Origin of the sequence: Undibacterium sp. Ji83W (assembly GCF_049340385.1) — a bacterium.
GTDB lineage: Bacteria > Pseudomonadota > Gammaproteobacteria > Burkholderiales > Burkholderiaceae_D > Undibacterium.
The window spans coordinates 1-18927 of sequence record NZ_JBMPOZ010000025.1 but is presented as its reverse complement, the minus strand read 5'-3'; the positions used below and the strand labels follow the sequence as shown (position 1 = coordinate 18927).

At 48.6% G+C, this 18927-nt stretch carries 18 protein-coding genes; 14 read left to right on the top strand and 4 right to left on the bottom strand.

Going from position 1 to position 18927, the window contains the following annotated elements:
• Positions 1-325: 325 nt before the first annotated feature.
• From rpmG to radC, 3 genes are all read right to left on the bottom strand, one after another.
• The gene (gene rpmG / locus ACO0LD_RS27560) at positions 326-493 is read right to left on the bottom strand and encodes a 50S ribosomal protein L33 (RefSeq protein WP_110257750.1); all 168 of its coding nucleotides are present in this window, start codon (positions 491-493) and stop codon (positions 326-328) included.
• Positions 494-518: 25 nt separating this feature from the next.
• Positions 519-755, bottom strand: coding sequence for a 50S ribosomal protein L28 (rpmB, locus tag ACO0LD_RS27555; protein ID WP_110257749.1), 237 nt, complete (start codon positions 753-755; stop codon positions 519-521).
• 235 nt (positions 756-990) lie between these two features.
• On the bottom strand, positions 991-1665 hold the full coding sequence (radC, locus tag ACO0LD_RS27550) for a RadC family protein (protein ID WP_423011998.1): 675 nt from the start codon (positions 1663-1665) through the stop codon (positions 991-993).
• Positions 1666-1761: 96 nt separating this feature from the next.
• Between radC and ACO0LD_RS27545 the strand changes: the two genes are divergently transcribed.
• The 9 genes from ACO0LD_RS27545 to ACO0LD_RS27505 all read left to right on the top strand — a co-directional run bounded on the left by ACO0LD_RS27545 (position 1762) and on the right by ACO0LD_RS27505 (position 10781).
• Entirely contained in the window at positions 1762-2217 is a 456-nt protein-coding gene (locus ACO0LD_RS27545; protein WP_423011996.1) for an FKBP-type peptidyl-prolyl cis-trans isomerase, read from the top strand.
• Positions 2218-2226: 9 nt separating this feature from the next.
• A complete protein-coding gene (gene ispH, locus ACO0LD_RS27540) occupies positions 2227-3165 on the top strand; it encodes a 4-hydroxy-3-methylbut-2-enyl diphosphate reductase (protein WP_423011994.1) in 939 nt (312 codons plus the stop codon).
• 532 nt (positions 3166-3697) lie between these two features.
• Entirely contained in the window at positions 3698-4627 is a 930-nt protein-coding gene (locus tag ACO0LD_RS27535) for a branched-chain amino acid ABC transporter permease (protein WP_423011992.1), read from the top strand.
• Between the two features lie 11 nt (positions 4628-4638).
• Complete coding sequence (locus ACO0LD_RS27530; protein WP_423011990.1) at positions 4639-5829, top strand: ABC transporter permease subunit; 1191 nt, start codon at positions 4639-4641, stop codon at positions 5827-5829.
• 11 nt (positions 5830-5840) lie between these two features.
• Positions 5841-6611 carry an ABC transporter ATP-binding protein gene (locus tag ACO0LD_RS27525; RefSeq protein WP_423011988.1) on the top strand — a complete coding sequence of 257 codons (771 nt, stop codon included), beginning with the start codon at positions 5841-5843 and terminating at the stop codon, positions 6609-6611.
• A complete protein-coding gene (locus tag ACO0LD_RS27520) occupies positions 6611-7336 on the top strand; it encodes an ABC transporter ATP-binding protein (protein ID WP_423011986.1) in 726 nt (241 codons plus the stop codon). Before ACO0LD_RS27525 ends, ACO0LD_RS27520 begins: the two co-directional genes overlap by 1 nt.
• A gap of 219 nt (positions 7337-7555) precedes the next feature.
• Positions 7556-9010 (top strand): lipase/acyltransferase domain-containing protein, encoded by a 1455-nt coding sequence (locus ACO0LD_RS27515; RefSeq protein ID WP_423011984.1) that lies wholly within the window; start codon positions 7556-7558, stop codon positions 9008-9010.
• A 240-nt stretch (positions 9011-9250) separates the two neighbouring features.
• Complete coding sequence (locus ACO0LD_RS27510) at positions 9251-10615, top strand: OFA family MFS transporter (RefSeq protein WP_423011982.1); 1365 nt, start codon at positions 9251-9253, stop codon at positions 10613-10615.
• Positions 10616-10649: 34 nt separating this feature from the next.
• Positions 10650-10781 (top strand): MFS transporter small subunit, encoded by a 132-nt coding sequence (locus tag ACO0LD_RS27505; protein WP_423011980.1) that lies wholly within the window; start codon positions 10650-10652, stop codon positions 10779-10781.
• Positions 10782-10899: 118 nt separating this feature from the next.
• On the opposite strand, the gene ACO0LD_RS27500 is transcribed toward ACO0LD_RS27505, so the two are convergent.
• Positions 10900-11457, bottom strand: a complete 558-nt coding sequence (locus ACO0LD_RS27500) for a phasin family protein (RefSeq protein ID WP_423011978.1) — start codon at positions 11455-11457, stop codon at positions 10900-10902.
• Between the two features lie 359 nt (positions 11458-11816).
• Here ACO0LD_RS27500 and ACO0LD_RS27495 point away from each other — a divergent pair, with 359 nt between their 5' ends.
• From ACO0LD_RS27495 to ACO0LD_RS27475, 5 genes are all read left to right on the top strand, one after another.
• On the top strand, positions 11817-12248 hold the full coding sequence (locus ACO0LD_RS27495) for an acyl-CoA thioesterase (RefSeq protein WP_423011976.1): 432 nt from the start codon (positions 11817-11819) through the stop codon (positions 12246-12248).
• A 5-nt stretch (positions 12249-12253) separates the two neighbouring features.
• Positions 12254-12946, top strand: coding sequence for a nitroreductase (locus ACO0LD_RS27490; protein ID WP_423011974.1), 693 nt, complete (start codon positions 12254-12256; stop codon positions 12944-12946).
• 182 nt (positions 12947-13128) lie between these two features.
• A complete protein-coding gene (pbpG, locus tag ACO0LD_RS27485) occupies positions 13129-14175 on the top strand; it encodes a D-alanyl-D-alanine endopeptidase (protein WP_423011972.1) in 1047 nt (348 codons plus the stop codon).
• Between the two features lie 492 nt (positions 14176-14667).
• Positions 14668-15516, top strand: a complete 849-nt coding sequence (locus tag ACO0LD_RS27480) for a sulfotransferase (protein WP_423011970.1) — start codon at positions 14668-14670, stop codon at positions 15514-15516.
• 2 nt (positions 15517-15518) lie between these two features.
• Positions 15519-18927 (top strand): DUF4347 domain-containing protein (locus tag ACO0LD_RS27475; RefSeq protein ID WP_423011968.1); only part of this gene is annotated, 3409 nt, incomplete at its 3' end.

The following is an 18927-nucleotide window of genomic DNA, read 5'->3' as shown; positions in this document are numbered from 1 at the left end:
CCGTTTTTGTTTTTGCTGCCTGTTCATTGTCATCAAGGTTGCCTGGCGTCTGCTTAAGAGGGTATTGCATTGATCACTAAGCCTTATTCCAGGCATGGATGTGCAGGCTTGATTGGGAGCCTCGTGAGCTATTCACCTGAAGCAAGCCTGGAAGCAAGCCCATGTCAGAGGAAATTCGGGCAGGTCTGGAAGTTGAGTTCAGACAGATATATTGGAGGGGTGGCTTTGAAATATGCCATTCGCAATTAATGATGGTGGGAAAAGGCAGCGCAAATAAAAAAACCCTGCAGTGCAGGGTTTTTTTTCTACAGAACGGAAATCAGAATTACTTGATTTTGGTTTCTTTGTAGATGACGTGCTTACGTGCTTTAGGATCGAACTTCATGATTTCCATTTTTTCAGGCATAGTGCGCTTGTTTTTGGAGGTTGTATAGAAGTGACCTGTACCAGCAGTCGATTCCAGCTTGATTTTGTCGCGACCAGATTTAGCCATGATATTTTCCTAACAATAGTTTAGCTTAAACTTTTTCGCCGCGAGCACGCATGTCAGTCAAAACGGCATCGATGCCAATTTTGTCGATGACGCGCAGACCAGCATTGGACAAGCGCAGAGAAACCCAACGGTTTTCTGATTCTACGAAAAAGCGACGATTTTGCAGATTAGGCAAAAAGCGGCGTTTTGTTTTGTTGTTAGCGTGGGAAACGTTGTTGCCAACCATTGGCCCCTTCCCAGTCACTTGGCAGACACGTGCCATGTTTAACTCCTTAGACGATTCCGAAATTGGAAAAACGCAAGTATAAACAAAATCTCATGAAATATCAACGACTTGCGAAAAACAAGTGTGTCTTATTTAAAAAATTGATTTAACAATTCGATTTTCCTGGTTTTAGACCGAGTAAACAAGGATATCAACCGTGGTTTACGCTAGGCCAGATTCGCGTCAACATATTTGACACCTATGCAAAATGCCACAGGTGAGAGGGAAATAATCACATCAGGCCATGTTCTGCGAAAGAGTACACATTCGGATTGGCAACGATGAAATGATCCAGTATGCGCACATCTACGAGTGCCAAAGCTTGCTTTAGGGTTTGAGTGAGACTGATATCTGCCTGACTAGGTTCACATGAGCCAGAAGGGTGATTGTGGGCCAGGATGATGGCGGCAGCATTTTGATGCAAGGCTGATTTGACCACCTCACGCGGATAAACGCTCGCGTGGTTCAATGTGCCGCGAAACAACTCTTCAGCCTTGATCAGGCGGTTTTTGACATCCAGATAAAGAATGGCAAAAGATTCATGTGGTTTATTTCCTATCATCAGTTGCAGGTAATTTTTGACGGCCTGGGGAGACGAGAGTGAAGCATTCTCTTCCAATTGCTCGGAAATTGCCCGTTTGGCCAGTTCCAGCACGGCTTGTAATTGCGCATACTTGGCTGCACCCAGTCCGTGTATGGAAGAAAAATCCTTGATATTGGCAGCAAATAGGCCTGAGAGAGAGCCAAAGTGCTTGATCATGTCGCGCCCCAGGTCGACTGCGCTTTTGCCCTTGACACCGACCCGGAGAAAGACCGCCAGTAATTCAGCGTCCGATAAAGCGCTGGCTCCATGCTTGATCAGTCGTTCACGTGGGCGCTGGTCTTCCGGCCATTCCTTGATTGCCATCTAAGTTTTCTCCATAGAATGCGGTCCTTACCTCTTAATAAGTTAAAGCTGGCTTACAATATCAAATTCTCAGCCTATTACTTTTAGCTTCATACCATGTCTGCAAATGCTATCCCTACCGTGACACCCGACGCCTATCTGACCCTGCATTATCGCCTTGCGACGCTGGATGGTGAAGATATACTCAGTACCTTCAAAGAACGCCCTGCAACCCTGCAACTGGGCACCGGGCAACTGGCCCCTGAACTGGAGGCATCTTTGCTGGGTCTGGAAGAAGGCTCTCATACCACCCAGGAACTGGCACCAGAAAAAGCCTTTGGCCCGCGCAATCCCGATTTGATACAAAGAGTGTCGCTGGCTACACTAAAAGAAAACTCCGCTTTTGGCGAGCAATATGTGATTGGTGATCTGGTTGAATTTGCCGCACCTGCTGGTGGCAAGTTTGCCGGCATCTTGCGTGCACTGGATGACGAGGGTGCCTTGTTTGATTTTAATCATCCCCTTGCCGGGCAAACCGTGCTGTTTGAAACAAAAATTATCGGGATTCTTTAATCAAAGCTTATGGACAAAGAAATTTTATTAGCCCAACCACGCGGATTTTGTGCAGGCGTTGACCGTGCCATCGAAATCGTTGAGCGTGCATTGCAACAATTCGGTGCGCCGATTTATGTCAGGCATGAAATTGTGCATAACGCCTATGTCGTCAATGACCTGAAAAAGAAAGGTGCCATCTTCATTGAAGAGCTTGACGATGTCCCTGCCGGTAATACTCTGATATTTTCTGCGCATGGGGTTTCACAAAGCGTGCGTCAGGAAGCAGAGTCCAGAGGGCTGACCATTTTTGATGCAACTTGCCCATTGGTTACCAAGGTACACATAGAAGTCGCCAAGATGCGCAAGGAAGGGCGCGAGATCATCATGATAGGCCACCACGGTCACCCTGAAGTTGAGGGAACCATGGGTCAGTCTGAAGCGGGCATGTATTTGGTTGAAACTGTCGCAGATGTGGCCAATCTGCAAGTCAATAATAAAGAAATGCTGGCCTTTGTATCGCAAACGACTTTGTCTGTTGACGACACGGCAGAAATTATAGATGCTTTGAAAAAGCGCTTTCCCTTGATCAGTGAACCAAAAAAGGGCGACATTTGCTACGCCACTACCAATCGTCAGGAAGCTGTGAAGTTCATGGCACCGCAAGTGGACCTGGTATTGGTGGTCGGTAGCCCGAACAGTTCCAACTCAAACCGTTTGCGTGAAGTCGCAGAGAAGAAAGGTGTGACTGCCTATATGGTCGACAATGCCAGTCAGATCAAACCTGAATGGCTGGAAAATTGCCTGCGTATCGGCGTGACAGCTGGTGCTTCTGCACCAGAAGTACTGGTGCAGGAAGTGATCAGCAGTTTGCGCCAACTTGGCGCACGCAGTGTAAGGGCGCTCGATGGCGTGGAAGAGGCAGTGACTTTCCCCATGCCCAAAGGACTATCCGCAGCAAAGATATGATGCTTGTAACTCTCTTAAGTAAGTGAATTTGATTAAAAATTTGTTTTGGCTGTTGTTTTCGATATTTTATTTTGCAAATACGTGTTTAAGATTGCGGCACAATCAAGTTCGGTATTTGCCGGATTTGGCAAAACGTGTATGCTGGTATTCGGCACTTGTGGAAAGTACGTAGCTTGCGGTGGCTTTTTTACCACTGGAAGAAGAGACAAACTATGTATAATCCCGCCGACTTTACTGGGATAACCTTTAAGTCAAAATATATTACAAAAACTTTTACCAAAAGTTGCTGAGGAGAGTTCTACTATGTGTATCAATTACGCCATTACTGCTTCTACTTTGATGACGCGCCTGTTTGGCTAACGCGCGTTCGAATTCCGGCGGCACCCAGACAGGGTGCCGCTTTCCTTATCAGGAATGATTTTTGCTGAAACCTGCCTGTTGTTACCTGATTCTTTCCGGTGGCAAGATGGCAAGCAGTTCATCTCCTGGTTTTTTCAGAAATTCGTTTCGTTCTTAAAGTGAGAAGCAAAATATGGATACCTTTATCCAACAAATTATTAACGGTCTGGTGCTGGGCAGCATGTATGCTCTGGTCGCACTCGGTTACACCATGGTCTATGGTGTACTGAATCTGATTAACTTCGCGCATGGCGACGTACTGATGGTTGGTGCGATGGCAGGCCTGAGTATCATCAAAGTATTGCAAGTAGTTGCCCCTGATTTGCCAGGCATCGTCAAACTCATCATCGCGATTCTGGGAGCTATCCCGGTTTGTATCGCAGTGAATCTATTGATAGAACGCGTCGCTTACCGACGATTACGGAATGCACCACGCCTGGCCCCCTTGATCACCGCGATCGGTGTGTCCATCCTGGTGCAGACTTTCGCCATGATGCTCTGGGGTCGCAGTCCTATCTCTTTCCCTTCCGTGATGTCCTTCATCCCCGTGCAAATCGGCGGTGCGGTGATCTCCCAAACCCAGATCGTCTTGCTGGTATTGGCGACACTGGCGATGGTTGGCCTGGTCTTGCTGGTTGAAAAAACCAAAATGGGCAGGGCCATGCGTGCCACGGCGGAAAATCCACGTGTTGCCGGTTTGATGGGTGTCGATTCCAACAAAGTCATCGTCGCTACCTTTGCGATTGGCGCTGCACTGGCTGCGATTGCTGGTGTGATGTGGGCAGCCAACTATTCATCCGCACAGTTTGCCATGGGCTTTGTGCCTGGCCTGAAAGCTTTCTCGGCAGCGGTCCTGGGTGGTATTGGTAATATTTATGGTGCGATGGTAGGCGGTATCGTGCTGGGTCTGATTGAAAGTCTGGGTGCCGGTTATATCGGTGACCTGACTGGTGGTGTGTTAGGTAGTCACTATCAGGATATTTTTGCTTTCGTCGTTTTGATCATCGTACTGACCTTGCGTCCATCCGGCATCATGGGTGAGCGTGTTGCTGACCGTGCGTAAGGAGAAAATCAATGTCAACCATATTTGATGTAAAAGCTAATCCGACCAAAGCCTATGCCAGCTTTGCTGTGCTGGGCATAGTCATGGTCTTGTTCCCCTTCGTGGCTTCTAATTTCGGTAACTCCTGGGTCAGGATTATTGACTTCGCGCTGTTGTATATCATGCTGGCGCTGGGTCTGAATATCGTGGTCGGTTTTGCCGGTCTGCTGGATCTGGGTTATATCGCTTTCTATGCTGTCGGCGCTTATCTGGCCGCGATTTTTGGTTCGCAGCAGTTCGCGACTATCCTTGAATCTTTCGTCAATAATTATCCGGTAGTGGGTGATTTCCTGGTCGCCGTGTGCGGCCCTGAAATTACCAAGAACGGTATTCACTTGTCAGTCTGGATCATCGTGCCGTTTGCGGCAGCGGTGGCAGGCATGTTTGGTGCCTTGCTGGGCGCACCAACATTGAAACTGCGTGGCGATTATCTGGCGATTGTGACCCTGGGTTTTGGTGAAATTATCCGTATTTTCATGAACAACATGAATGCACCGATCAATTTCACGAACGGCCCTCAAGGGATCAACATGATCGATCCTATCCGCATCTTTGGTGTATCGCTGGGCGGTGAAGAAGGTTCGAATGCGACAGTACGTTTCCTAGGCATGAGCATGCCTTCGGTGAATGCATACTACTTCCTGTTCTTGTTCCTGTGTATCGCGATTGTCATCGTCTCGCTGCGTTTGCAAGATTCGCGTCTGGGCCGTGCCTGGGTAGCGATACGTGAAGATGAAATTGCAGCAAAGGCCATGGGTATCAATACTCGTAACGTCAAATTGCTGGCGTTTTCCATGGGGGCTTCTTTCGGTGGTGTTTCTGGTGCGATGTTTGCCAGTTTCCAGGGCTTTGTTTCTCCAGAATCTTTCTCGCTGATGGAATCCATTGTGATTCTGGCGATGGTGGTACTGGGCGGTATTGGTCATATCCCCGGGGTTATTCTGGGTGCTGTATTACTGGCTGCGTTGCCAGAAGTATTGCGTCACGTGGTTGAACCAGTACAAAACCTGATTTTCGGTAAAGTCTGGATCGAAGCTGAAGTATTGCGTCAGTTGTTGTACGGCTTCGCCATGGTTGCCATCATGCTTAATCGTCCTGCCGGCTTGTGGCCTGCACCGAAGCATGAAGATCGTATGGCCAAGACTAACGAAGCGGCAGCTTAAGGAAGATCAAGATGACTGAACAGACTATCTTAAAAATCGAAGGCGCCAATAAACGTTTTGGCGGCTTGCAGGCGCTGTCGAATGTCGGCATTAATATCAAGAAAGGCCAGATTTATGGCCTGATAGGCCCAAACGGCGCAGGTAAAACAACTTTTTTCAATGTCATTACCGGCTTGTACCAGCCTGACACTGGCACTTTTGAACTTGATGGCAAGCCTTATTCGCCGTCGGCACCGCATGAAGTAGCCAAGGCAGGTATCGCCAGGACTTTCCAGAACATCCGCCTGTTTGGCGAAATGACTGCGCTGGAAAACGTCATGGTGGGCCGCCATATCCGTACCCATCAGGGTGTGTTCGGCGCGGTATTTCGCCATCCTGCTGCACGTAAAGAAGAATTGGATATTCGCAAGCGCGCACAAGAGTTGCTGGATTTTGTCGGTATAGGCCAGTTTGCCAGCCGCACATCCAAGTTCTTGTCTTATGGCGATCAACGCCGTCTGGAAATTGCCCGCGCCCTGGCAACTGACCCTAAATTGCTGGCACTGGATGAACCTGCCGCTGGTATGAATGCGACTGAAAAACTTGCACTGCGTGAGTTGCTGGTCAAGATCAAGGCAGAAGGCAAGACGATTTTGTTGATTGAGCATGACGTCAAATTGATGATGGGATTATGTGACAGGATGACTGTTCTGGATTACGGCAAACCGATTGCAGAAGGTTTGCCAGCAGACATACAGAAAAATCCGGCAGTTATCGAAGCGTATTTGGGAGGTGGTCACTAATGGCTGAGAACGTATTAAAGATAAGCAATCTTAAAGTTGCTTACGGCGGCATCAAGGCCGTTAAAGGGATAGACCTGGAAGTCAACAAGGGTGAATTGATTACCCTGATTGGCGCCAACGGTGCGGGCAAAACTACGACGTTGAAAGCCATCACTGGCACGCTGCCAGCCAGCAAGGTCGAAGGCGAAATCGTCTACCTGGGTGCATCCATCCGTAACGTCAACTCTTTCGAGATGGTGAAAAATCATCTGGCCATGGTGCCAGAAGGCCGTGGTGTTTTCACCCGCATGACGATTCTGGAAAACCTGATGATGGGTGCCTATATCCGCAACGATAAAGCGGGTATCAATGCTGACGTTGAAAAATGGTTTTCAATTTTCCCGCGCCTGAAAGAGCGTTCGGCTCAATTGGCAGGTACCTTGTCCGGTGGTGAGCAGCAGATGCTGGCCATGGCACGTGCCTTGATGAGTCATCCTAACTTGTTGTTGCTGGATGAACCGTCCATGGGCTTGTCACCTATCATGGTGGAAAAGATTTTTGAAGTTGTGCGTAATGTGTCAGCCCAGGGTATTACCATCCTGCTGGTTGAGCAAAACGCCAAGCTGGCTTTGCAGGCAGCCCATCGTGGTTACGTCATGGATTCTGGCGCCATCACCATGAGTGGCGACGCCAAGGACATGCTGAATGATCCTAAAGTCCAGGCAGCTTATCTGGGTGAAGGCTGATACGATTTACGCGATTTACGAAGTAAGGTAAGCCCTCTGCTCAGTGTGACTGCGCCAGGGCATTTCAAATACCTGCAAGCGATTGCAGGTATTTTTTTGTCTATTTTTTTGCTCATCCATCATCATTCATCGATCTCGCAGCGACAGATGTCATTTACAATCAGGAAGGCAAGAGAAAATCAGATCGCAGCATGCATGATTCCAGCGAGGAGTAAGCAGATGTCAAATCAGCTCAAGCGCTTGTTCAGCTTAGGTTTGGGTTTATCTTATTCCCCATGCCTTGCCATTTTTAGTTGCCTGTTATTGTGTGGCTTATTATTGTCCTGCGCATCTGCTCCCAGACCTGATTTATCGCGCCTGTACCGACTCAGTGATCAGGCGTCAGATAACACACCTGTGATTCTTATCCCGGGATTGTTTGGCTCGAAGCTACGCAATCGCCATACGGGCAAAGAAGTCTGGCCCGGTTCCACTACAGATATATTGTTTGGCGACTATCGCCAACTGGCATTGAAATTTGACCCGCAAACTTTGCAAGTATTGCCTGATGACCTGGAAGCTTTTGATGTTGCTGACAAGGTGCTTGGTCAGGATATTTACGGCCCCATCATCAGCACCCTGGAGAAATTTGGTGGTTATGTAAAAGGAGTGCCAGGTACCCCAGTCCGCAAGGGTGAGCGCCGCTACTACCTGTTTCCCTATGACTTCAGGCAAGATAACAGTGGTCATGCCCTGGCCTTGGAAGCCTTGATCAATCAGGTGCGACGTGATTATGCCAATCCCCAATTGCGGGTTGATCTGGTTGCTCACAGTATGGGCGGACTGGTTGCGCGCTATTATCTGCGCTATGGCATCGCCGACGTACTCAGTGGCGAACATGAACAGGTGACATTGTATGGTACAACGCGGGTACGCAAGCTGGTGTTGCTTGGTACACCCAATCTGGGTTCGGCCTCGTCCTTGCATGCCTTTCTGAGTGGAGAGCCGATAGGCCTTGGACGTATCCCGCCGGAAGTGCTGGCGACCATGCCCAGTGGTTACCAATTATTCCCTCATCCCCTGGTGACATGGCTGATCGACGCGAACGGCAATATCCTTGGCGATAATCTGTTCGATATGGCGACCTGGCAACGTTATCGCTGGAGCCTTTTCAATCCTGAAATACAAGCACGCATCCAGGGGCAGGGAACGGCCATGGCAGGTATGCCTCAAAAAGATCTGGAGCGTTTCTTTGCTTACCGGCTGGAACGTGCCCGCCGCTTCATGTGGGCATTGTCTACGCCAGAACCAGAGACACCGATACGCTATGTCTTGTTTGGCGGCGACTGCAGTTTGACACCGGCCCGCCTGATGCTGGAAAAAGAAGGAGAGCAATTACTGACCAGACTGGACCCGGCACATATACGCAAACCAGTTGCCGGTGTGCGTTATGAAGAGCTGATGCTGGAGCCAGGCGATGGCCGGGTTACCAAACCATCTCTTCTGGCGAGGGAAACCCTGGACCCATCGGCTGAACAAAGCGAGGACAGTTTCATCCCGATTGCCTACTGGTTCTTCTTGTGTGAGAACCATGTGCAACTGACGAATAACATCAATTTTCAGGATAATCTCTTGAATGTCTTGCTGACGCGCTCACTACCCTGGGAAGCATCAGGCAAGCAATCTGCTCCTTGAAAGCCTGATCAATTGCTGGACTTTGATGATGGTGGCGCTTACAGGGGCTTACTGAAAAGTGTTTTTCTTGCCTGCCAGGAAGCATGCTTTTGTCAAAAAATTGCCGTGAATCTAAGTATCTCAATGTAATTGCCACACTATTTTTTGCAAGCACATGTTTTTTTACTTGATCTTGATATAGATCAAGATATATTTCATTCTGGTTTAATAGTTTATATAAAACAACAAAGGAATATATATATGGGGCTTGCGAATAAATTGCAGACGGCATTGAGTAAAGATGCCGCGATTGCTGCACCTGGCTATAGCCGCTGGCTGATGGCTGCTGCGGCATTACTGATACATTTTCCACTTGGCCAGGCGTATGGTTTTTCTGTATTCAATGGGCCGCTGGTCAAGGTACTGGGATCAAGTCTGACCAGTGTGGGTTGGATCTTTTCTGTTGCCATCATTTTTTTGGGTTTGTCAGCTGCGGTATTTGGTAAGTGGGTTGAACGTGTAGGGCCGCGTAAGGCCATGCTGGCATCGGCGCTATGTTTTTTTTCAGGCTTTCTGGTTTCTGCATTGGGCGTCGTTATTGGTTCTTTGCCCATCGTTATTCTTGGTTATGGCGTGATTGGTGGTACAGGCTTGGGTATAGGCTATATTTCACCAGTTTCCACCCTGATCAAATGGTTCCCTGACAAGCGTGGCATGGCTACTGGCTTGGCCATTATGGGGTTTGGCGGTGGTGCATTGGTGGGATCGCCATTAGCAGTGAATCTGATGAAATATTTCAGTGAGGGTTCACTATATGGCGGTATTCCGGCCACCTTTATTAGCATGGCGGTCTTGTATTTGTGCTTTCAGCTTGCGGCTGTCAGGATAGCCCGCTTGCCGTTTGCTGGCTATCAACCTGCCGGCTGGGTACCCAGCAAGACAGAAGCTGCGCATATTGCCGCGCAAGGTGCGGGTGATTTTTCTGTTGCACAAGCCATACGCAAACCACAGTTTTGGTTATTGTGGGGGATATTGTTGCTCAATGTCTCTGCAGGTATAGGCATACTCGGACAGGCTTCATTGATGGCGCAGAAGATGGTTGGTATTTCTGTCACAGCGGCAGCTGGCTTTGTCGGCTTGCTCTCGTTATGCAATATGGCCGGGCGTTTTATCTGGTCAAGTTTCTCCGACAAGATAGGGCGTAAATGGGCATATGCCATGTATTCTGGTATCGGTGCTCTTGCTTATTGGGCGATTCCTGGTGCGGCAGCCAGCGGTAATATGCTGTTGTTTGTTGCCCTGTTTGCCCTGGTAATGAGTTTCTACGGCGCTGGCTTCGCCACTATTCCCGCATACCTGGCTGATATGTTCGGCAAAAAAGAGGTCGGCGCAATTCATGGCCGTTTACTGACGGCGTGGTCCATGGCTGGTGTAATTGGTCCACTGGTAGTCAATGCAGGGCGCGATTACCTGGTGAAAAACCAGGGGTTGGCAGACGCTGCTGCCTATTCGACAGTTGTTTATGTGCTGGGTGGTTTGCTGGTCGCTGAATTTGCCTTGAACCTTTTTGTAAAGGCTCCAGTATCAAATTTCAATCCTGAAACCTCAGCGCAATTGGCAACTTAATAGACTATCAGAATAATTCAGATCAGGAGTAAGCATGGAAGATACGAACAAGCATATTGATCCCAGCATGACTGGAAAAGTGATTTTTTACTGGGCTCTGGCCTGCATCCCGCTGGGATGGGGGGTCTGGCAGACGGCGATGAAAGTCGTTGCCATGTTTGCATAAGCCGTATATGTAACAAAGCAAAAGCCCCGGTATGTTCCGGGGCTTTTGCTTACCAGCGCCTATTGCTGCAGGATGGGAGTGCCCTGCGGCAACTTACTTAACTTGGCTTAACTCTTGTTTACTTCTTTGCAGCTTTTGGTGTGGCAGCTTTAGTTGCAGTCGAGACCGCATTGTTCAGATTGGCTTCCAGCGCTTCAACAGCTTGCTTGGTTGTTTTGCTGATGTGATCGTAGCCAGCATTTGCATTATCTATCGATGTTTTGAAGAAGGAAACAAACTGCTCGGAACCAGCAGGAGCATTTTTAGATACTTCGTCGATCAAAGACAAAACTTTGCGATTGGTTTCTGCAATTTGTGCTTCAGCAGCATGCGTAAATTCTGCTTGTGTGCTGGAAGTGATATTGGCCAGGTGACGGCTGTAAGCCAATACTTTTTCAGCAGTAGGTTGTGCCTGGGCTGCGGACAGATTGAAAAATTCTTGCGGGTCTTTGGCAGCCAGCAATTGCTTGGTTGCAGCAGAGCTTTCTTCCAAAGAGGATTTGACGGCATTCAAATTCAGTTCGATGAATTTTTCTACGCCTTCAAACGCTTTGCCTGTCAATGTAGTGAACAGAGCAAGTTGTGCATCGAAATTGGCTTTAGTTGCTGCGGAAATTTGTTCTGGTGCAGTAAACATGGACATCTCCTAAGTAGGAAAGTGGAATACAAGAAACCTGGCGATTGCTAAGTGGAATGTTGCAGCGCTGCACTTAATTAATAAACCATGAAATTGTGCGATGCAATAAGCCATATTCTATTGATTCACAAAATGAAGTCAAGATAAATTTGTGCGCCGCAATATAATAATTATGCATTTCAAAATACTTTTTTACAAAAACGCAAACAGGAAAATAGAATTTATTGAAAACATTTTTCCTGCGGCAATTATGTATGGCAATTATGACCAGAAAATGAAGTGTGTTGCCTATGTTAGACTTTCGTGTTGAGACTTGCGCTCGGGCAATTCATTTTCTAATCATGGTAGGGTGGCAGACGATGGCGATACAAGCAAAAACCAGAAAAGATTTTAAGCATTTTCATGCGATTACCACTCGCTGGATGGACAACGATGCTTATGGGCATGTTAATAACGTCGTGTATTACAGTTGGTTCGATACGGTCGTGAACCAGTTTTTGATCACCAATGGGGTGCTGGACATAGAGAACAGCCCTGTCATTGGTCTGGTCATAGAAACTCAGTGTAATTATCTGGCTTCGGTGGCTTTTCCTGATGTGGTCGAGGCTGGCGTCACTGTCAGCAAGCTGGGTAATTCCAGCGTTCGCTATGAAGTAGGCATTTTCAAGAATGGTGAAGACAATGCGGCTGCCCAGGGGCATTTCGTTCACGTTTATGTAGACAGGGAAAATCGTCGTCCAACCACCATCCCGACGGCCATGCGCCAGCTTTTGCAAACCATAGAGGCATGATCCGCATGATCAATTCAACTGCACAGCAAGTGGTGGATGAAGCCATCACGTCACGTCGCTCCATACGCGCATTCTTGCCAACGCCGGTGGCCCGCGAAGATATTCAACAAATACTGGAAGTGGCGGCTCGTTCTCCTTCAGGCAGTAATACCCAGCCATGGAAGGTATATGTGCTGACAGGGGAGAAACTGCAAGCACTGTCACGTGCCATCCTGGCGGCGCATAACAGCGAGGGGCAGGGCGGACATGAGCAAGAATATAATTATTACCCGGTCAAATGGGTAACGCCTTATCTGGAGCGCCGCCGCAAAGTGGGATGGGACTTGTATGCGCTGCTAGGTCTGGGGCGCGAGAACAAGACGGGCATGCATGCACAGCATGGCCGCAATTACGCATTTTTTAATGCGCCTGTTGGTTTCATCTTCACGATAGACAGAGTGATGGAGCAAGGCTCCTGGCTGGACTACGGCATGTTTTTGCAAAGCATCATGGTCGCCGCACGTGGTCGTGGCCTTGATACATGTCCACAGGCAGCATTTACCCAGTATCACAAAATCATCTTCCAGCAATTACAACTACCGGAGGATGAAATGCTGGTGTGCGGTATGTCACTAGGTTATGCGGATCACAGCAAGATTGAAAATACCCTGGTGACTGAAAGGGCCAGCCTGGCAGACTTTGTTCGTTTTATCGATTAGAAAAGATAATTGAATATTTCTGGAAATTGAATTGTGAAATTTGTTTAAAAGTCAGAATGTTTTTGCAACTTAGTCTAATACACCTAATGAATAAGCTTCGCTAACTCCTTATTTTCCTTGCGGAATTTCCGAATTTTGCTACACTGCACTATCTTTTTGGCATATCTGATCTGGAGTCATTAATGGTGAAATTTGCCCGATGTGCAGTGGTTTTCTCATTAATCGCGCTCTTGCCCGTGGCTAGTGTGTTGGCTGCCACAAACTCACACAAAAATTCTTCCAAAAAACATGCGGCTCACGGCAAGACGCATGTGGCTACGCACAAAAAAATTGTTATTCATACTGCATCAGGCACACTGGTCAAGCGTACCGTCATGGTACATGGCAAGCGCAAGGTGATTACTGAACGTGTGGCACTGGTGCGTGAAGTGCCTGACAGGCCAAGTATGGGTGATAGTGCCGGCTTGAAAAATACGCAAGACCCTTTGGATCTGAAGTCGAATGTGGCCTACGTGGTTGATCAGGACAGCTCCAAGGTTTTGTTTGAAAAAAATTCCGAAGTCTCCCTGCCCATCGCCTCGATTACCAAACTGATGACCAGCCTGGTTGTGGTGGAAGCCCACCAGGACATGGATGAGCAGATAGAAGTGACGAATGACGACATCGACAAGGAAAAAAACACCAGTTCCCGTTTGAAGATAGGTGCCAAACTCTCACGCTCTGACATGTTGCACATCGCTTTGATGAGCTCAGAAAATCGTGCTGCTTCAGCACTGGGACGTAGTTATCCTGGCGGCTTGCCTGCGTTCGTCACGGCCATGAATACCAAAGCCAAGCAATTGGGCATGTCGGATACGCATTATGTTGATTCCAGCGGCCTCTCCAGCCAGAACCGCGCCAGTGCAAGAGATTTGGTCAAACTGGTGAATGCGGCTTATCAACATCCTGTGATCAGACAGTACTCCACCGATTCAAAATATGTCGTCGCACCTGGTGGAAAAAACCTGGAATACGGTACTTCCAACAAACTGGTCATCAACCCTGCATGGGAAATTGGTTTACAAAAAACTGGTTATATTGCCGAAGCTGGCCGCTGCCTGGTCATGCAAGCCATCATTGAAGGTCGCAATATCGTCATGGTTTTCCTTGACTCCAAGGGTAAATATTCACGTCTGGCTGATGCAGACCGCATGAAAAAATGGCTGGAGACGATCAAGCCTCATGTCTGATCTGGAACAACTACAAGCAGCAATTAAAGCTGGCTCGCTGAAGTAAAGATATACAATTTCTTGAAATACCCGTCTTAAAAGGCGGGTATTTTTTTGCCGTTTTTCCAATTTTGCTGTGCTATAACTCCGCTCCTTGCATTAGATATACGATTTTTTTTGAGGCTGAATTTCTGTTTTAAGGGAGTCTTTTTGCTCAAAACGAAAGAAGTGTCGGTAAATTTGATGCAGCAAGGAAATAAAAACTGAGTTTAACTATGTTTAACATTTTGCTTTTTGCTAAAAATAAATATTTACCGTCTTCTCAGGTATTGTTTTGCCTTTTGTCTATCTTTTCATCAAAGCGCACTTTGAAACTGTTAGCAGGGTGAGTGATTGAAAAGCAATTGAATGACATTTAGCGATGCATTTCTATCGTGTAGCCTCAATTCGATAGTTTGCTCTGTTTTAGAGAGAACTCCATCTACGTAGTTTTAGTTTTGCCTGCCATAAATAATGACAACACCCATCTACCATTTCATCTCTGGCCTGCCACGCTCAGGTTCTACTTTGCTGGCAGCTTTGTTACTGCAAAATCCGCGCTTTCATGCCGGAATGACCAGCCCCGTCGGTACTTTATATACCAGCATGTTGCATCAGTTTGGTGCTGGCACGGAATTTGGTCCGGTCATTACCAAGGCCGAGCGCAAGCGTCTGGTACGAGGTCTGTTCGATTCTTATTATGCTGAGCACACTGATAAAAGCGTGGTGTTTGATACCAACCGCATGTGGACGGCCCATCTGCCGATGTTGATGGACCAGTTTCCCGATTCCAAAGTGATTGCCTGTGTACGTAATGTCGCCTGGGTCATGGATAGCATAGAACGCAAATATGCGTCTGATCCTTATGAAATAACCCGTCTCTTCAATGACGACAATGAGCGTGCTACGGTCTATAGCAGGGTAGAGACTTTGGCGCAGCGCAACCGCATGGTGGGCTACCCTTGGGCTGCGCTGAAGAGCGCTTTCTATAGCGAACATGCTGGCTCCATGCTGCTCATTGATTACGACTTGCTGGCGCAAGCGCCGCAAAAAGTGCTGCCTTTGATTTATGACTTTATCGGTGCCGAACCGTTTGAGCATGATTTCCTGAATATCCAGTATGACGCGCCAGAATTTGATGCACCACTGGGCATGCGTGGCTTGCACAAGGTGAGGCCAGAAGTCAGCTTCCAGGCTCGCGACACCATACTGCCCCCTGATCTGTTTCAGCAATACAGCCAGCTATCGTTCTGGAAAGATACGACAGGTAGCCGCGCCAATGTAATTACCGCCAAATTTGTTCCAAATTCTACTGAAAACTGAAGATGACACCGACTAATCCCCTCAACACTGCCAATCCTGATGTAAATTCATCTTCCAGTTTTTCGTCCAGCCTGGCACCGGACGCTGTTTTGCATATACAGTCGTTACCCGCAATAACTGTTGCCCCTGCTCCGGTCGTTAGTGCTGCACATGAAGTAGTGTTTGTAGACACTACGCTGCAAAACTGGCAAAGCCTGATTGGTAACCTCAAACCAGGCACTGAAGTCATTACGCTTGATCCGCTCAAGAACGGTGTGCAGCAAATGGCTGATGCTTTGCAGGGTAAGGCGGATATCACTGCTGTTCATGTTGTTTCGCATGGTGGCGAAGGTTACCTGGTAGTCGGCAATACCATGCTGTCTTCTTATAATCTGACAGACTATCAGGCCAGTCTGGCGACCATAAAAAAGGCAATGGCACCTGGGGCGGATATTTTGCTGTATGGCTGCGATGTCGCCAAAGGTGATGCTGGTGCCCATTTTGTGAATGAATTGGCCAAAGCGACTGGCACAGATGTCGCCGCATCGACCAATGACACCGGGGCGCATGGTGACTGGGTACTGGAATACCATAGCGGTGCGGTAGAAACCACAGCAATCGCGGCCCAGCATTATCAGTATGATCTGGCAACCATCAAGGTTACCAACCTGAATGACAGTGGTGCGGGATCTTTGCGGGCTGCGGTAGCTGCGACTATAGGTGACGGTTCTGCTGACACTATTGTTTTTGATCCTGCCCTGTTTGCCAGTGGCGCGGCAACGCTGACACTGACTTCCGGCGCAATCAATGTAGATTCAACAAATAATGGTGATGCGCTGACCATCGTAGGCGCGGGTGAAAACCTGCTGACCATCAGCGGCAATAATAGCTCGCCAATTTTTACCTCTGTGGCCAGTTATGGCTCGCTCAATACTTCAGCACTTAGTATCTCTGGCATGACCTTGTCCAATGCAAGCGGCGGGTATGGCGCGATCGCCATGATGTACTCAGGCTCATTGACAATTGATCACGTGGCCATAAGGAATAACAATTCTACGAGCAAGGGTGCTGGATTGGTATTCTATGATTCAGGAGCAACTGTCAGTATCAGCAATACTACCATTGCCAATAATACGGCGACTGCCACGTACTCATCTGGTAACGGTGGTGGTGCCTATGTCAAGGCGGCGAATGTCACAATCTCTAATACTACTATCAGTGGCAATGTTGCCAGCAATGGTCGTTATGGCGGCGGCATTTCCGTTGCTGCCGGTACCGCAGCGACACTAACAAACCTGACTATTGCAGGTAACTCAGCCGGTAAGGCTGGCGACAATAGCGGCGGCGGCGGCGGGATCAGTCTCTCAGGTACAGGCGCAAAAACACTGACGAACTCGACTATCGTCGGCAACTCATTTGTTGGCGGGAATGGCGCGGCCATTGGTGGTGGTGGCCTTTATTTGACCCAAAATAGCGGTACGCTGACGGTTAAAAATTCTATCATCGCCAACAATAGCAGCACCAATAATCTTTCTGATGACGACGATGTTTTTATCGGGACATTGACCTCGCTGACAGGAAGCAATAACCTGATCATCAGCACGGTAGGAACTACTGGCAGCGGTAGCAATACCACGACGGGTACTATCACTACGCTCGGCAGTGCCCTGGGTACTCTGGCCAATAATGGTGGTGCAGTACAGACCATTGCCATCCTGGCGGGCAGCAATGCCATCAACGCCGGTACGTCAACTGGTGCACCGGTAACAGATGCCCGTGGTTTTGGCCGCGGCGGTTCGACCGACATTGGTGCTTTCGAATCCAGCGACAATGGCAGTTTCAATTTCAGCGGTATTATGTCACCCGCCAATGGCGTCGTTGATGTCCCTGTCAATTACGATCTGGTCATAGACTTTGGTGAGGCTGTTACTGCCGTTGCTGCCAAGAATATCGTTATCTACCGACAGTCTGATAACGCGATACTGGAAACCATTGCTGCGACAGACATTAGCAAGGTGACTTTCAGTAGCGGTACCGGTGGTGCCAACAGCAAGGTCACCATCAACCCCACAGCCAATTTTGCTGGTACCACAGGATATTATGTCCTGATTGACAGTGGTGCTTTTAAAGATGGCGCGAACAAGACTTTCAACGGTATTTCATCAACCTCGACCTGGACATTTACCTCTGCAGTGCCACCGGCATCTATCACCAGTGCTGTCTATGATGCCAGTACAGGTGCGCTGACCATTACCGGTGTGGATATCATCAATGGTGGTGCAGTTGATGTCACCAAACTGTCGCTCAATGGACAGGGCGGCTCTTATACGCTGACCACTACACCTGGCGTGACCGCCAGCAGCGCGACAACGATCAGTTTTACACTCAATGCTACTGACAAGCTTAATGTCAATGGCATTTTGAATAAGAATGGTGTTTCAGCTGTTGATGCTACTACCTTCAACCTGGCAGCAGCGACTAGCTGGATGACAAGTGCACCAGCCGACCTGACCGGCAATGCGGTCACCGTCTCCAATGTCGCCGCCCCAACGATCACGTCCGCAACATTTAATGGCGCTACCAATATGCTGACAGTCACCGGCACCAACCTGGTCAATACGCTCGGTGGTACCAATGACATTACCATCAGCAAACTGACGATTACAGGCGAAGGCGGTGCAACATATACTCTGTCGACGACGGCTAATGCCGAAATTGCCAGCGACACCAGTTTTATCATTACCCTGACTGGTGCCGACATTGCTGGTGTAAGTTCCTTGCTCAACAAGAATGGCACCTCATCGGCCAGCAGTGCTACCGTCTACAATGTTGCTGCAGCCGACGACTGGAACAGCGTCATCACTGGCGGCAATATTGCCGACCTGACTGGCAATGGCATTACTGTCTCCAATGCTGCACCTAGCATACTCAGTTCTACGTATGACGCCAGCACCGGTATTTTGTCAGTTTCTGTCGCCAACATCTTCGGTGGTGACACCATTGATGTCAGTAAATTGTCACTGACTGGAGAAGGCGGCTCCTACACGTTGGCTAATACAGGTAATGTCACCGCGACTGGCGCCACATCATTCACGGTCACACTAGATCCCGCAGACCGTATCCATATCAATGGCATATTGAACAAAAATGGCTCGACTGCCGCAGGCGGTACCGCCTTCAACCTCGCTGCTGCTGCCAACTGGGATCAAACCACCACCTCAGGTGCCGATCTGACAGGCAATGCCGTGACCGTCTCGAATATCGCAGCACCAACGATCACGTCAGCGACTTATAACGGCACCACCCATGCCTTCGTCGTGACTGGCACCAACCTGGTCAAGACCATCGGTGTCACCAATGACGTCACGATTTCTACACTGACGATTACCGGCGAAGGCGGTGCCACGCGTACGCTTTCGACCACCGGCAACG

What these genes read in the sequence shown, in the direction of transcription:
- rpmG (WP_110257750.1), bottom strand. Translation starts at nt 493, where the DNA reads ATGGCTAAATCTGGTCGCGACAAAATCAAGCTGGAATCGACTGCTGGT.
- rpmB (WP_110257749.1), bottom strand. Translation starts at nt 755, where the DNA reads ATGGCACGTGTCTGCCAAGTGACTGGGAAGGGGCCAATGGTTGGCAAC.
- radC (WP_423011998.1), bottom strand. Translation starts at nt 1,665, where the DNA reads ATGGCAATCAAGGAATGGCCGGAAGACCAGCGCCCACGTGAACGACTG.
- ACO0LD_RS27545 (WP_423011996.1), top strand. Translation starts at nt 1,762, where the DNA reads ATGTCTGCAAATGCTATCCCTACCGTGACACCCGACGCCTATCTGACC.
- ispH (WP_423011994.1), top strand. Translation starts at nt 2,227, where the DNA reads ATGGACAAAGAAATTTTATTAGCCCAACCACGCGGATTTTGTGCAGGC.
- ACO0LD_RS27535 (WP_423011992.1), top strand. Translation starts at nt 3,698, where the DNA reads ATGGATACCTTTATCCAACAAATTATTAACGGTCTGGTGCTGGGCAGC.
- ACO0LD_RS27530 (WP_423011990.1), top strand. Translation starts at nt 4,639, where the DNA reads ATGTCAACCATATTTGATGTAAAAGCTAATCCGACCAAAGCCTATGCC.
- ACO0LD_RS27525 (WP_423011988.1), top strand. Translation starts at nt 5,841, where the DNA reads ATGACTGAACAGACTATCTTAAAAATCGAAGGCGCCAATAAACGTTTT.
- ACO0LD_RS27520 (WP_423011986.1), top strand. Translation starts at nt 6,611, where the DNA reads ATGGCTGAGAACGTATTAAAGATAAGCAATCTTAAAGTTGCTTACGGC.
- ACO0LD_RS27515 (WP_423011984.1), top strand. Translation starts at nt 7,556, where the DNA reads ATGTCAAATCAGCTCAAGCGCTTGTTCAGCTTAGGTTTGGGTTTATCT.
- ACO0LD_RS27510 (WP_423011982.1), top strand. Translation starts at nt 9,251, where the DNA reads ATGGGGCTTGCGAATAAATTGCAGACGGCATTGAGTAAAGATGCCGCG.
- ACO0LD_RS27505 (WP_423011980.1), top strand. Translation starts at nt 10,650, where the DNA reads ATGGAAGATACGAACAAGCATATTGATCCCAGCATGACTGGAAAAGTG.
- ACO0LD_RS27500 (WP_423011978.1), bottom strand. Translation starts at nt 11,457, where the DNA reads ATGTTTACTGCACCAGAACAAATTTCCGCAGCAACTAAAGCCAATTTC.
- ACO0LD_RS27495 (WP_423011976.1), top strand. Translation starts at nt 11,817, where the DNA reads ATGGCGATACAAGCAAAAACCAGAAAAGATTTTAAGCATTTTCATGCG.
- ACO0LD_RS27490 (WP_423011974.1), top strand. Translation starts at nt 12,254, where the DNA reads ATGATCAATTCAACTGCACAGCAAGTGGTGGATGAAGCCATCACGTCA.
- pbpG (WP_423011972.1), top strand. Translation starts at nt 13,129, where the DNA reads ATGGTGAAATTTGCCCGATGTGCAGTGGTTTTCTCATTAATCGCGCTC.
- ACO0LD_RS27480 (WP_423011970.1), top strand. Translation starts at nt 14,668, where the DNA reads ATGACAACACCCATCTACCATTTCATCTCTGGCCTGCCACGCTCAGGT.